This window comes from Bartonella sp. AP258QHHD, from assembly GCF_042196145.1.
In the GTDB taxonomy this organism is placed as follows: Bacteria; Pseudomonadota; Alphaproteobacteria; order Rhizobiales; family Rhizobiaceae; genus Bartonella.
In genome coordinates this window covers 1-14,995 of the sequence record NZ_JBHIPR010000067.1, presented here as the reverse complement: position 1 = coordinate 14,995, position 14,995 = coordinate 1, and the positions used below count along the sequence as shown (strand labels likewise).

At 35.5% G+C, this 14,995-nt stretch carries 10 protein-coding genes and 3 pseudogenes; 10 read left to right on the top strand and 3 right to left on the bottom strand.

Annotation, left to right across the window (positions count from 1 at the left end):
- From ACFIMM_RS08105 to ACFIMM_RS08060, 10 genes and pseudogenes are all read left to right on the top strand, one after another.
- Window positions 1-172 (top strand): annotated as a pseudogene (locus ACFIMM_RS08105) (virulence-associated protein E); the annotation flags it as partial.
- 105 nt (window positions 173-277) lie between these two features.
- Window positions 278-568 (top strand): CopG family ribbon-helix-helix protein, encoded by a 291-nt coding sequence (locus ACFIMM_RS08100; protein WP_375610963.1) that lies wholly within the window; start codon window positions 278-280, stop codon window positions 566-568.
- The gene (locus ACFIMM_RS08095; RefSeq protein ID WP_375610964.1) at window positions 565-837 is read left to right on the top strand and encodes a type II toxin-antitoxin system RelE/ParE family toxin; all 273 of its coding nucleotides are present in this window, start codon (window positions 565-567) and stop codon (window positions 835-837) included. The genes ACFIMM_RS08100 and ACFIMM_RS08095 overlap by 4 nt, the downstream gene beginning before the upstream one ends.
- Window positions 838-976: 139 nt before the next feature.
- A pseudogene (locus tag ACFIMM_RS08090) lies at window positions 977-1,975 on the top strand (DUF3987 domain-containing protein); the annotation flags it as partial.
- Window positions 1,976-2,529: 554 nt separating this feature from the next.
- Window positions 2,530-7,509 carry a DEAD/DEAH box helicase gene (locus ACFIMM_RS08085; protein ID WP_375682479.1) on the top strand — a complete coding sequence of 1,660 codons (4,980 nt, stop codon included), beginning with the start codon at window positions 2,530-2,532 and terminating at the stop codon, window positions 7,507-7,509.
- Window positions 7,510-9,135: 1,626 nt separating this feature from the next.
- Window positions 9,136-9,777 carry a hypothetical protein gene (locus ACFIMM_RS08080; protein WP_375629509.1) on the top strand — a complete coding sequence of 214 codons (642 nt, stop codon included), beginning with the start codon at window positions 9,136-9,138 and terminating at the stop codon, window positions 9,775-9,777.
- An 81-nt stretch (window positions 9,778-9,858) separates the two neighbouring features.
- Window positions 9,859-11,022, top strand: a complete 1,164-nt coding sequence (locus ACFIMM_RS09555) for a hypothetical protein (RefSeq protein WP_375629511.1) — start codon at window positions 9,859-9,861, stop codon at window positions 11,020-11,022.
- Between the two features lie 98 nt (window positions 11,023-11,120).
- Window positions 11,121-11,900: a hypothetical protein gene (locus ACFIMM_RS08070; protein WP_375629514.1), complete on the top strand. Its 780-nt coding sequence runs from the start codon at window positions 11,121-11,123 to the stop codon at window positions 11,898-11,900.
- A gap of 536 nt (window positions 11,901-12,436) precedes the next feature.
- A complete protein-coding gene (locus ACFIMM_RS08065) occupies window positions 12,437-12,787 on the top strand; it encodes a type II toxin-antitoxin system RelE/ParE family toxin (protein WP_041581387.1) in 351 nt (116 codons plus the stop codon).
- A gap of 1 nt (window position 12,788) precedes the next feature.
- Window positions 12,789-13,112: a helix-turn-helix domain-containing protein gene (locus tag ACFIMM_RS08060; protein WP_015856199.1), complete on the top strand. Its 324-nt coding sequence runs from the start codon at window positions 12,789-12,791 to the stop codon at window positions 13,110-13,112.
- Window positions 13,113-13,403: 291 nt separating this feature from the next.
- Here ACFIMM_RS08060 and ACFIMM_RS08055 read toward each other — a convergent pair whose 3' ends face one another.
- The 3 genes and pseudogenes from ACFIMM_RS08055 to ACFIMM_RS08045 form a co-directional block, all read right to left on the bottom strand.
- A complete protein-coding gene (locus ACFIMM_RS08055; RefSeq protein ID WP_375692692.1) occupies window positions 13,404-14,168 on the bottom strand; it encodes a filamentous hemagglutinin in 765 nt (254 codons plus the stop codon).
- Window positions 14,169-14,183: 15 nt separating this feature from the next.
- Window positions 14,184-14,588, bottom strand: a complete 405-nt coding sequence (locus ACFIMM_RS08050; protein ID WP_375692691.1) for a hypothetical protein — start codon at window positions 14,586-14,588, stop codon at window positions 14,184-14,186.
- Window positions 14,585-14,995: pseudogene (locus ACFIMM_RS08045) on the bottom strand (filamentous hemagglutinin); the annotation flags it as partial. The pseudogene ACFIMM_RS08045 and the gene ACFIMM_RS08050, both read right to left, overlap by 4 nt.

Sequence of the window (14,995 nt, the reverse complement as noted above, 5' to 3'; positions counted from 1 at the left end):
TCAGAAACCAGCAAAAGCCATGTTGGGATCTGTAACGGGTGGTGGGGTGCATTTAAGCCAAGCCAATCCAAAACATCTGGTTATTTGTGAAGGCATTGAAACGGGGCTGTCTCTGCTGTCTGGGTTGTTATCAGAGCCCGTTAATTTATGGGCTTCTCTTTCAACCCTATGAAAATGCAAAATAGATATAAAATATCTATTCTAATAGTACCTATTGAAGAAACAGTAAAAATACATTACATTAGAACTACTTTGTAACACATTAAGTGGTCGTAAAATGGCTGAGACAACATTTACCTTTCGCGTCGATGATGTATTAAAAAATGAATTTTCCAAAGCAGCAAAGGCGTGTGATAGATCTGGTGCACAATTATTGCGCGATTATATGCGCGATATCGTAAAAGAACAAAAAGAAAAAAGTGCATACGATTTATGGTTTCGGGAACAAGTTCAATTAGGGATAAATTCTGCTAATGCAAGTGATATAATGTCTTCTGAAGAAATCGAAGCAGAAGCAAAAGAATGGCGCTTAAAGACACAAAGTAAACTAGATAGATCAACTTTATGAAGCTAATTTGGACACAAGTAGCACACGTTGACCGCAAAAAGATACGTGAATACATATCACAAGATAATCCTTCCGCTGCCTTAAAGTTTGATCAACTTTTATCTGAAAAAGTAGAAAAACTTGTTAAATTTCCTACCCTTGGTCGTTTAGGACGAATTGTAAATACACGTGAACTTATTGTACATCCAAATTATATCATGATTTATGATATTTCAAATGGCGTTGTGCGTATTTTACGTGTGCTCCATACAAAGAAAAAATTTCCTTAATCAACTGTATTTTTATTTATTTTGTAATTGAAGAAAATTATTTTCTACAATACTGCGCTCCGTATCAGTAAATAATGATAAATTATTATTTTTCTAATATTGCGAATATGATTGCATAATGCACTTTGCACACCGCTTAGTTTCTACTCGTAAAAATGAAGATGACACTATTGTCAATGATGTGTCTGTTGAAAAGCTTGGGGAACTCTTAAAAGAAAACCCCCGTGGTCTCTTAATGGTGCGTGATGAATTGGCTGGCTTTTTAGCCAATCTAGAAAGAAAGGAATGTCAATCAGACCGCGCCTTTTATTTAACAGCTTTTAATGGCGATGATCAATTTACTTATGACCGTATAGAGCGTGGAACCATTTTTATCCCTTATGTCACTTTATCCATGATTGGAGGCATTCAACCTTCACGCATTATTCCGCTCATTCAAGCCATACACCGTGGAATAAACGATGACGGTTTATTGCAACGCTTTCAAATGATTGTCTGGCCCGATGACAATAAAGAGTGGCAATTGGTTGATAAACCGCCCAATCAAGAGGTCTGGCAAAAGTATGAAGGGGTATTTCGCTCTTTTCGTGATAAACGCTTAGGTTCTCCAGAACAACCACTGATCATGCGTTTTTCTCCTAAAGCACAAGTGAAGTTTTATGAATGGTTCGAGCATCTTCATAAAGAGGCAAAAGGAGGTACTCACTCAGAAAGCTTACAATCGCATCTTTTAAAAATGCCAAAGACCATAGCAAGCCTTGCGTTAATTTTTGAACTTCTTGATAGTGGTGGTTTAGAAATTGGTCTCTATGCCATTACAACAGCCTTGCGTTGGGAAAAATATCTGTTAAGTCATGTCAAAAGACTTTATGCGGCGGGGGATACATTAACAGCAGAGCGTGCAAAATTAATTGTTGAACGCTGTGATTGTTTACCCGATGTTTTTATAGCAAGGGATGTTTATAAACGTGATTGGAAATATTTAACAGACAATCAAACCGTTAAGCAAGCTTTAGAGCTTTTATGTCGTTGTAACTATATTCGTGAAATCTCTGGAGAGAATAACTCCCAAGGCGGTCGACCTACCATACGTTATGAATGGCACCCTTTAGTGAAAAGTCATAAGACATCACACTGAGGCAATTTGGAAATCTTATAAAACATTAAACAATATAACAGTGAACCTTTAAAGCACTTCCCATCATTAGTTTTTGGGGGGGTATGGGGGTTTTGGGGGGTCTTTTTACCCCCCCTTATATATATTTTTTAGTCAAAAATAAAAGTTATTATATTTCAATAAGTTAATCTTTCAAATAAACAACCTATATTAAACATAACACATAAATACAATTTTTAATATATATCTAAGAGGGTTTTGTAGGTGTTTTGGGGGTTTTAAAAACAGACAAAACCTATCAAAATACTCATTCTGATATTTTAAAGAACGTAGTACATTTATCTTGATGAATACGTGAAATGAATAGCAAATTTCACTACTTTGCTGATCTTATTCCATGTCATGGGCTGTTGATAAGCAGCCTTAAAGACCCCTTTTGAAAAAAATTTATCCGCTTTTTTAGCAGTTTTTTCCCATTTTTATCGTTATTTGCTTTAAGTGCATTTAATTGAATTCGTTTTGATTCTTTTAATGAATATTAATCATCTCATAAGGCAAGGGATTTTTATTACAATATGCTTCAATCTATTAAGTCTGATAATGAACAATTCACTTTACGCTCCCTTTTACAATCCTATCGTGAACAGGCAACATCAAATGCTCTACGGGGGAAAGTGTTTGAAGATTTTGTGACAAAATATCTTATGCATGACCCTCTCCATTATGGACGATATGAAAAGGTAGAAACCTATTATGAATGGGCTGAAGAGCGTGAAGGTTGGAATAAAAATGATATCGGCATTGATCTGGTGGGAAAGCTTCGTCATCAAGAGGGATATGTGGCTATTCAATGTAAGTTTTATAAAGCTGACCATCAGATCAGTAAAAAAGATATTGATAGCTTTATCGCTGCCTCTGGAAAAGACATCTTTAAATATCGTCTTCTCGTCGATACCACGGAAGTGGAATTAAGTGACAATGTCAATGCCATGATCAAAGGACAAGCGATACCCGTTTATCGCATTGACCTTCGTCATATGGAAAACAGTCGGATAGATTGGCAAATATTTGCAACAAAACAAGAAGTTGTTCTGAAATCAACAAAAGAGCCTCGTCCCCATCAAGAAGAAGCCATCAAGAAAGTCTGTGAAGGTTTAAAAGAAGCAGACCGTGGCAAGCTGATTATGGCATGTGGAACGGGCAAGACTTTCACCAGTTTGAAGATAGCAGAACAAATAGCAGGTCAAGGCAAGCGTGTGTTGTTTCTGGTTCCTTCTCTGGCTTTAGTTTCGCAAACAATCCGTGAATGGACAGCCGATGCACAAGTCCCGTTGCGTTCCTTTGCGGTTTGTTCTGATACGAAAGTAGGCAAGCGTCGTAAAAACCAAGATGATATTGTTGGCATGGAAACATCAGATCTTGTTCTCCCTGCTACAACAGATGCGAAAGCCCTTGCCAAAGAAGCTTGTGAAAACCTAGCAGATGCAATGACGGTCATCTTTTCAACCTATCATTCTATCCAAGTGATTTCGGATGCACAAAATACCCATGGGTTACCTGAATTTGATCTGATCATTTGTGATGAAGCCCATAGAACAACTGGTGTTGTGTTGGGAACAGAAAAGCATGAATCTGAATTTATCAAGGTTCATGACAATAGCATTATTCGAGGCAAAAAACGCCTCTACATGACAGCAACCCCAAAGATCTTTAGTGACAAGCTGAAAAGGAATGCTTTCTTATCCAATAACGTTTTGGTGTCCATGGATAATGAAAAACTCTATGGCAAACAACTTTACACTTACAACTTTTCACGTGCTTTAGAGGATAAGCTGTTAGCACCTTGTAAAGTTATCATATTAGTTGTTAACGAAGAAGAAGTAAGTCAATCCATTCAACATCTGATTACCGATAAGAATTATGAACTTATTCTCGATGATAGGACCAAGATTAATGGCTGTTATAGAGCCCTTACCAAAATGGATCTGAAACTTGATCTTGAAGATGACCCCAAGCCCATGCGTAGAGCTTTAGCTTTTTGCAAAGATATTGATACTTCTAAACGCATATGCAAAAGATTCAAAAAAGAAAAAGTGCAAGAATCTTTACGCGCTCTTCATAAAAACTATAAAGATACTCCTCCTCTTAACTGTACCCTTGCCCATATTGATGGAACCTTTAGTGCTAAAGAGCGTACAAAACAACTTGACTGGTTAAAGGAAGATGCGGGGGAAAATACTTGTCGTGTACTTACCAATGTACGCTGTCTTTCTGAAGGTGTTGATGTACCCGCTCTTGATGCTGTTCTATTTTTACACCCGCGCAAAAGTCAAATTGAGATTATTCAAGCGATCGGACGTGTAATGCGTCGAGCAGAGGGTAAAAAAAGAGGCTATATCATTCTACCCGTTGGGATACCCGCTGATATTCCGCCGGAAATAGCCTTAGAAAACAACCAAAAGTATAATGTCATCTGGCAAGTTCTCAATGCTTTACGTGCTCATGATGATAACTTTAATAAAATAATTCACCATATGCACAAAAAACAAGACGTAAGCGATGCTCTTGAAATTGTTGCTGCTTCTCAAGAACTTGCGTTAGAAGATACGACCACGGTTATTGATGATTTACCTATACGCTCAAAATTAGAGTATTCAGGACTTAATATTGGGTTAGCAACTTATGAATCCTCTCACACATGTGAAGAACAAGGAGAACTCCCCCTTTTTTCTAAATGTAAAGATGTCATTAAAGCTGCTATTGTTAATAGATTTTACGACCCTAGCTATTGGAAAAAATGGGCAATAAATGTTGGTGATCTTGCTCAAACTCATATCACACGCTTAACTAAGGTTTTGACGAAATCAGAAACTGAAACACGGCGTGTGTTTAATGATTTTATGACCGAATTACGTAGTAATTTAAATACAACTATCTCCGAACAAAATGCGATTGAAATGCTTGCGCAACATCTTGTGACGCGTCCAGTCTTTAATGCTTTATTTGAGGGGCATCAGTTTGTTCAAGAGAATCCCGTATCTTGTGCTTTACAACGTGTACTCAATGTCCTTGATAAAGTTACCCCTAAAGAAGAATCTCAAGATCTCAAAAATATTTCTAAGAGTGTACAATTTTACACGCGTGGAATTACCACTCTTGAAGCACAACAAAGTTTAATTGTAGAGCTTTATAATGAATTTTTCCGTTATGCTTTTCCGCGTACAGTAGAAAAATTAGGCATTGTTTATACTCCCATTGAGGTTGTTGATTTTATCATTCATTCTGTTGATGATGTGTTGCGTCATGAATTTGGAAAAAGTCTAGGATCACGTGGTGTTTCTATTCTTGACCCTTTTACGGGTACTGGGACCTTTATCACACGGCTATTACAATCCAATCTCATCAAACCAGAGGATATGGAATATAAATACCGTTATGATATCCACGCAAATGAGATTGTCTTGCTAGCCTATTACATAGCAGCCATTAATATCGAAGCAACCTATCATGGTCTTATGAAAGGAAATTATATCCCTTTCAAGCATATTGGTTTGACTGATACGTTTCGAATGATTGAAAAACAAGATCTTATGGAAGGTATACTCAAAGAAAACAGTGAATATTTGGAACATCAGAAAAATTTGACTATCGAAGTTATCTTCGGCAACCCGCCTTATTCAACTGGTCAAAAAAGTGCTAATGATAATGCGAAGAATACCCCTTATCCCATATTAGATAATCGTATCAGTGAAACTTATGCTGCTCAATCTGAATCAATCAATATGCAAGCACTTTATGATAGCTATATACGAGCAATTCGATGGGCTAGTGACCGTATTGGTAATGCTGGGGTAATCGGCTTTGTTTCTGGCTCTGGTTACATAGAAAAATCGACAATGAATAGTTTACGAAAATCTTTAGCCAAAGAATTTACGAGTATTTATGTACTTAATTTACGAGGGGATCTTCGTAAAAATATGTTAAGCAATGGAGCTGCTCAAGAAGGTGAAAATGTTTTTGGTAGTGGTAGTATGACGGGCATTGCCGTGACGCTGTTTATAAAAAATCCCAATACTATTGGACCTTGTAAAATTTACTATCATGATATTGGTGATAATCAAACAAGAGAAAAAAAACTTAAAACAATTAAGGACTTTGGTAGTATTGATGGCATTACACGAAGTAAAAAAGATTGGCAAATAATCACACCAGATAAGCATGGTGATTGGATACGTCAACGTGATGACAGTTTTGAAACATTCTTAGCTTTAGGCGATAAGAGACCTCATGAGAAAAAACTCTTTGAGATTTATTCTTGTGGCATTACGACTAGTCGTGATGCTTGGGCATACAATTCAAGTCGTGCAATTTTAGCGAAAAATATGGGTAACATGATTGCCTTCTATAACAGTGAAGCAGAACGTTTTAATAATGCTTATGCGCACACTGACAGTAAATCACGTACAAAGGCTGTAGATAATTTTGTTAATTCAGATACAAGCAAGATAAGTTGGAGTTTGAATATAAAAAAACAATTAGCAAGAGGTCATATTTTAAAATTTGAAGAAGTCGGTTTTGTTCAAAGTTTATATCGTCCTTTTACACGACAGTGGCTTTATTATAATCGCATTTTTAATGAAGCAATTTATCAAATGCCTCGTATCTTTCCTGTAGAAAAAATGATCAAAAATACAGTGATACAAGTTTCTGCTATAGGGGCAAGAAGTGGATTTTCTGTTATTATGACTAAAGATCTACCTGATTTTCATGCAATAGATACAGGTCAATGCTTTCCAAAATATATTTATGAAGATGCTACGGTTTCAAAAAGTGAGAAACAATCCCATTTATTTGCAAATTCTACAGAGAAAAACACAACAGCTGGTTTACAGAAGCGTGATGCCATTACTGATGAAGGTCTAGACCATTTTAAAGCGGCTTATCCGAATGAAAAAATCACTAAAGATAATTTGTTCTATTACGTCTACGGATTGTTACATTCGGAAGATTATCGTGCTCGTTATGCTGATAACCTCTCTAAAGAATTGCCTCGCATCCCTTGTGTAAAAAGCGCTGAAGATTTTTGGAAGTTTGTTAATGCTGGACATGAACTAGGGCATTTGCACGTGAATTATGAAACTGTAGAGCCTTATCCAGTGACCTTTAAAAAGGGTAATCCAAAACAAACAGAGATCTCTAATCCAGAAAAGTTTTATTACGTTACAGAAATGAAATTCGCAAAAATTAAGAATAGTAAGGAAAAGGATAAATCGACTGTTATTTACAATAGCAATATTACCATAACAGATATCCCTCTTAAAGCTTATGAGTATATCGTCAATGGCAAGCCTGCTCTTGAATGGGTTATGGGGCGTCAATGTGTTAAGACTGATAAAAAGAGTGGCATTGTTAATGATGCCAATCGCTATGCTGTTGAAACCGTTGGCAACCCTGCCTACCCTCTAGAGTTATTTCAAAGGGTTATTACTGTAAGTTTAGAAACAATGAAAATCGTAAAAAACTTACCAAAATTGGAAATAAGAGAAACTGAATAACTTATAAAGCATGCTCACATAATGGGTATGATAACTCATAAGGGGTATAAGGTCTTATACCTATAGGTTCTATACCCCTTTATACTCTATACCCTCTTTATACATTGCTTACATACAATCTTTAAAAGGAGTGTTTATATGCGTTATTCTAAAAAGAAGAAACTTGTACTTTTAGATACTCTACTTTGGATTGCTTTAAGACTTTTAAGAAACCCACTCTTAAAGTGAATACACTTCTTTTGAATTGCCTTTAAGAGGTTATACCGTAATCTAAAATGATAGCTTTATTGTTTTCAAAAGCTTTGTTTAAAGAGAGTTATATATATATTCATTTTCTTATATTGCTTATAGGTTTTGAAGGTTTCTCAAACTCTCAAAATATATCTTAGGTTGTATTTATAGGTTGTTTCTTAATATAGATTGCATCTATAAAATGCTAATATATTGAAGTATAATGACTTTTATTTTTCGATTGAAAAAAAATATATAAAGGGGGGCAAAAGGAATATTCAAAATCTTCAAAACTCATAACCATACTGGTCTTGATAGCATTTCTATAAGTTACAAGCTATCTTTTGAAAGGCTTTAAAGGATCACATGATTTTCATAAGATACGTTTTAATGACTCACTAAAATAATCACTTTTGTCAGTTCAATTTACTGACACATAACTGACAAGTTTTAATCAATTCACATCATTGGTTATCTTTAAAGACTGTACTCTTGATATGAGTTATGTTTTAAAGATATTAACCTATTGAAATATAATGTTTTTAATTTTTCTCATTTTAAAAAAAAATAATAGAGAGTCTAAAAGGAACTGACAAAACTGACACGGTCTATTAAAAGGGATTTTGCTAATCCTTATAATGATCAATCTCTCTTTAGATATTTTCATAACAATCTATAAATCGCAATTATCCTATTTATCGTTTCTCTTATGAAAATGAAAAATGATGCCATGGCTATAAAGAAGATAACAGCTATAGAGAATGCGTAAAAACAGCAAGGCTTTATAATCATAATGGAAATGAATGCATTGCTTATAAGAGCGCGTTGCCTATTAAGAAAGTTCAAATGATAAATGCGTTATAAACAAATTCACAAAAAATTTTAAATTCATTTAGTGAAAAAATTGATGGGTTATAAAGATAAAAATACGCATTATAAGAGCGTTTTTAAATATTATAAATGTATAGATTCAAAAAACAACGCAATCGTTTTATAAAGACTATAATATAGATTTGAAATCGTATAAATATAAAAGTAGCAATTAATAAGCATAAGATATTTATCAATACACAACGTATTTAAAAAATACAAAAAATATCAAAAAAGATAAAATATTATTTGACAATAAATACGTATTTTGTTATATAAATACTCAAGTGATCAAAACACTAAACTACAAGCGAATAGGTTACGATAAATCTAATCCTGTTATAAAAACTGACTATCTTTTATGCTTTTGTTAGCATATATGATAATTTTGTCGGGTGTAGCTATGCCATACAATACCCTTCGCGAGGGAAAAGCATAGCAACGGACTTGTAGCCGTGTTTTGAGCGCCCGATGCTCTTATAAGGGTGTCAATTTCAAAACGAGTATTTCTACAAGGTTTTAATTATGACAAATATATCAAAAAACACCCCCCTTCTCTCTAACATTTCAAATGAAACTGCATCTGTTAATAAACAAGAGCCTGCAAAAAAATACGAATTTACAGGTGAGACAATAGAGGTTGGCTTTAAAACCCTTCATAGAATTAGAGCTTTAAGAGATTTTGGAGACGTCAAAAAAGGTGAGTTAGGCGGGTTTATACAAGGTGAAAGTAATTTATCCCATGATGGCAATTGCTGGGTGGGCGGTAAAGCCAAGGTTTATAGCAATGCAAGGGTTTACGATAATGCCGTTGTAAGTGGGTATGCCCATGTGAATAATATTGCTTGTATTTATGAAAATGCAAGGGTTTATGGCAAGGCGGTTGTGGCTGGCAATATTTATGGCAATGCTCATGTGTATGGCTTTGCACGTATTTATCCGGATGCTCATATTTTTGGTAATGCTCATGTTCATTATTACGCTTGTGTTTTTAATGATACAAAAATTTATGATAATGCGAAAATTTCCGGATATGCTTGTATTTTTGCAAATGTAAAGATTTTTCGCAATGCGGTCATTAAAGGTGACACTTGGGTTCGCAATAATATTGAAGTCTGTAGTAAAGAAATTGTCTATAATGACCAGTCTATAAAAGACGCTGCGTAAATAAGACACGGGCGCGGCGGGGGCGCCCCTCTTTAAAAATCTCATTCTAAAATTTAATCTTCTTTATAAAGGAATAGTGTTATGCAAAAAAAGTTTGCACTCACAAATGAGACACGTGTATTTAATAATAAAACTCTTTATCGCATTAAGGCATTAAAAGACTTTTCTGATGTCAAAGCAGGTGATCTAGGGGGCTTTATCGAAAAGGAAAGTAACTTATCACATGATGGTAATTGCTGGGTAGCTAATGAGGCTTGTGTTTATAATAATGCTCTTGTTTCTGATAATGCTACTGTTTTTAATTATGCTAGTGTTTTCGATAATGCAACGGTTTGTGATAATGCAAAGGTATTTGATTTTGCTAGTGTTTATGACAATGCAAAAATACATGATAATGCCTTGGTTTTTGGATATGCTTTTGTTTACAAACATGCTCATGTTTTTAATAACGCCGCTGTATGTGATAAGGCTGTTATAAGAGACAATGCAAAAGTCTATGGGAATGCTTTTATTAATTGGTATACACGTATTGAAGACAATGAAACGATTAATCTTGCATCTCAAATTTCTGATGACGCTTGTGTCTCTTTACCTATAACAAAAAAATACGAATTTACGAATGAAACGCGTTGTGTGGCTGGTCATACTTTACACCGCATTAAAGCCATTAGAGATTTTGCTGATGTAAAGACTGGTGATTTAGGTGGTTTTATCGAAAATGAAAGCAATCTCTCTCATGATGGCAATTGCTGGGTCTATGATAATGCTACCGTTTTTTGGGAAGCTGTCGTTTCTGACAATGCAAAAATACATGATAATGCTTGTATTAATAGAAATGCTAAAGTTTATGGCAATGCCGTTGTTAATGATGATGCATGGATTTTCGGTGCAAATGCTCATGTTTATGGCAATGCAAAAATTAATGACAATGCTATCGTTCGTGGTCAAGTTTATGACAATGCCTTTGTTTGTAATAAAGCTAATATCATTTTTGATGCAAAAATCTCTGACAATGCGAAAATTGCTGATAATGCTTATGTAAGGGGCTTTGTTTATGGCAATGCAAAAATATTAGGCTCTGCTCGTATTGATTGGGCTGCTCATGTTTACGATAATGCCGTCGTTTCTGACAATGTATATGTTTGTTACTTAGTAAAAATCTTTGGCAATGCTATAGTTGATGGCAATCAAAAAATTTATGATGATATTGGTAATAATAACAAAACCATAAATGAAGCTGCTTAAATAAAGCATGGGCGTTGTGGGGGCGCCTGCTTTCCAATCCAATTTTCCATTTCAAATTTTAGAAAACGTTTATCACATTAGATTGTGAGGGTACTCCTATGCGCAAAAAATACGAATTAACCAGTGAAATCAAAAAAATCAAACATGCACTTACTCGAAATATTATAACTCTTTATCGCATTCGTGCTTTAAGAGATTTTGATGATGTTAAGACGGGGGATTTAGGGGGCTTTATTGAAAAGGAAGCTAATCTATCCCATGATGGCAATTGCTGGGTTTATGATAAAGCTTGTGTGTATGGCTATGCCGTCGTTTCTGAAAATGCAAAAATACGGCATTTTTCTCAAGTTTGTGGTCAAGTCTATGGGAATTGTGAAATCTATGGCAAGGCTTTCATCTCTCAATACGCAAAAATTTATGACCATGCTTGTGTCTATGGCAATGCTCATGTTTATGGCAATGTTTATGGGTATGCTCATGTGAGTGGTGCTGCCCGCGTTCTTGCTGATGCTCATATTTATGATTATGCTCATGTTTCTTATGATGCTACGGTTTTTAGTTATGCAAGGGTCTATGGTCGTGCCATTGTTGCTGGCTCGGCTCGTATTCATAGCTATGCCAAGGTTTATAATTATGCCTTTATTAATGGTCGTGCAAAAATACATGGCAAGGTCTATGGCGGTGCTTTGGTGGGCGGTTGTGCTGAAATTTATGGCGCTGTTTTTGGCAATGCCAAGGTTTTATTCTATACTAAGGTCTGGGGACGTGCTTATGGCAATGCGAAATTAACCAAGAAAAGCAAAGTAAGGGAAGTTCCTATAAATTATGAGGTTTATGAAAGCGATAACCTTGTCAAGATTGTTGATGAAACAGAATAAAAACAGGCATGGGAGCGCCTTCTTTATGGTTATAAACCCATCATAAAAGAGAGAATTTAAAAAAACCGTGTCAAATGATATGACGCGGCTTTCAAATGTCTATCCTTATGAATCAACCCTAATCAAGGTAATGACACATATATACAAAACGTATTATATTACAAGCGCTCTATGAGAGATATGAAAACTTATCAAAAGGAACGTAAATGATGCATATGATCTTTAATCACTCATTTGAATGAGAGAGCCTATAAACGCTTGTTATGGCTATCAAACGTATCAAACAAATCAAAACGCTCGGTAGCTTTATCAATCCAATCAAAAGCAAATGCATATTAAGTGAATATCTTATAACAAAACGGTTTTTTACATTTACGAGCATTGGTTTTCAAAAGCAGCTTTTCATAAAACAAATAAACAATTATGGTTTTTTGTTACCATTTTTATCAAGTCAATTTTATTAATAATAGTTATTAAAAAATCACAAAATTAGAATAACCACTTGAAAATATACCCATATGGGTATATTAATAATCATGAGTAAAATAAAACGTATCATATGGCTTGGTTCTTCACTCAAAGATATAAAAAGTCTTCCTGATCTTATTCAACAAAGGATTGGTTATGCTCTTTATCTTGCTCAGATAGGAGATAGAGGAGAAAATGTTAAGGTTCTCAAGGGGTTTGGATCTGCCAATGTTCTAGAAATTATTGAACGCGATATTCAAGGAACTTATCGTGCTGTTTATACGATACAATATAAAAAATCTCTTTATGTGTTGCATTGTTTTCAGAAAAAATCGACCCGTGGCATTGCAACACCAAAACCAGACATTAATCTGATTAAAGAACGTCTCAAGTTAGCAGAACAATTAGAAGGGAATTAAAATGATCAATGTTTTTCACGGTAGTTCCAATGTTTATGCGGATCTTGGCTTTTCAGATTCCAGAGAGATGCTTATCAAAGCGCAACTTGCTCATAAGATTAGTCAAATTCTGAAAGAAAAGAACTTAACACAAAAACAGGCTAGTCAACTTTTGAAAATGACTCAACCCAAATTGTCTAAACTCTTAAGTGGAGAATTTCGAGGAATTAGTGAAATGAAAATGCTTGAGTGTTTGGCAAAATTGGGAAACGATATAAAGATTATTGTTAATCCGAAAGAAGTTAAAACGCTTGAAGGACATTTTGAAGTTGTTTTTTCTTCTTAAACTTCTTTATGATTAGCTTTTTTGGATCTATTCATACATGGCAATCTTATATAAAAAATGGTCAAATGAATCATGCATAAAAAGATGGATTCTTGAGTGGATTCATATAAAATAATTGCAAGCAAACTATTGACTTTATTGTGTTTTTTGATATTATACTGAGTACTACCTCAGTAAAATCAGTAACACCATTTTTCTCCCACGTAGCCACCTCTCCTGGAGGAGGTTTATCGATATTACATCCAGTGATACTTAACAAAGTTACAGTGCTTAATAATTTTAGAGTTTGTTTCATTTTTTACTCCATGATTTACTTAAAGGAAATTGTTCACGATGAGATGAGCCATAAAACTTTTGGCATTTTGGACCCACATCTCCAAGACAGGTATGGGAGCTTATGGGATTCATGATCACTCTCCACCATTCTGTCCACCAGTTACTACCAGCAGATATTGTCTCATAAGCATAGCCATTGCCACCAATCAATCTGCTTACAACGTCAAATCTATGCCCATCAAAACCAATAGTGGTTTGTTTGCCACCACTCACATAACCTAACAAACCGGATGCCGCCAAAACATTAGCCGCTGGTCCATGGAAACTGATCATTGTATTGCCTGCTACATCATTTACACCTTCTTGTTTGAAAGAATTCATCATATTAAAGCCTGTCAAACTGCCACGACTATGGGCATCAAAATGCAATCCCGTGTTACCATAGCTATACATCAAATCTTTTGCTTCTTGTGTGGAATTGGTCAAACCCCAAAAGTTATTTTCCATAAACTTCTGATAGCCCGCGACTAGAAGTTCTGAGATAGCAGAATCGGCTTGAGGGAACACAACAAAATAAAGCGGTTCATTTTTATCCTTCGCATGTTGAACCGCATAAACAGCAGCTTCCTCTGGTGGAGTAAAGATGCCATTAAAGGACACATGCACCTTGCCATCAGCACCCTCTTGTAAATGCTGCTTTTCTTCATCCGTTAAATAATGTGCGTGAGGAAACAATCGCGCCATTCCAAGTGAAGGCAAGGATAGCGGATTGTTAATCATCACAAACAGCAAAACTTAAGGCTGGCATTTGCGACTATTTTTATATTTTTTACAAAACGGGCTGTTCAAGCGCTTCTTGACACTGCGCTGTGGAACAACAGCGCCTGGACGACAAATGGGCAAGTTTTCGGCTTTATGGTTTACACACCATCCCCCCCCCCTTTCATCTTTATAGCGGAATCCTGATTGAACCATACAAGCATGAATTGTTGCTATTGCATTATTACTGAGCTTGCTGCTTTCTGGATCCTTATCATAAGGGGTTGGCATACCACATTCTAACAAGCCTTTTCCTACCTCAGTAAAATCTGCTCCCAGTTTCTCCCAAGCAGTCAAATATCCTGAAGGAGGTTTATTAAACTGACATCCAGCTATACTTAACAAAGTTACAGCACTTAATAATTTTACGATGTGTTTCATTTTTTACTCCATGATTTACTTAAAGGAAATTGTTCACGATGAGATGTGCCATAAAACTTTTGGCATTTTGGACCCACGTCTCCAAGACAGGTATGGGAACTTATGGGATTCATGATCACTCTCAACCATTCTGTCCAAACGTTACTACCAGCAGGGAGTGTCCCGTAGGTATAGCCATTGCCGCCAATAATTCTGCTGACAAAGTCATATCTATTCCCATCAAAGCCAATAGTGGTTTGTTTGCCATCACTCACATAATCTAACAGACCGGCTGCAACTAAAACATTAAAGGCTGGTCCATAGAGATTGATAGTCGTGTTTTCGTTGGCTATACCGTGAACACCTTCTTGTTTGAAAGAATTCAGCATATTCCCCAATGTCATTGTCCCGCGACTATGTCCATAAAG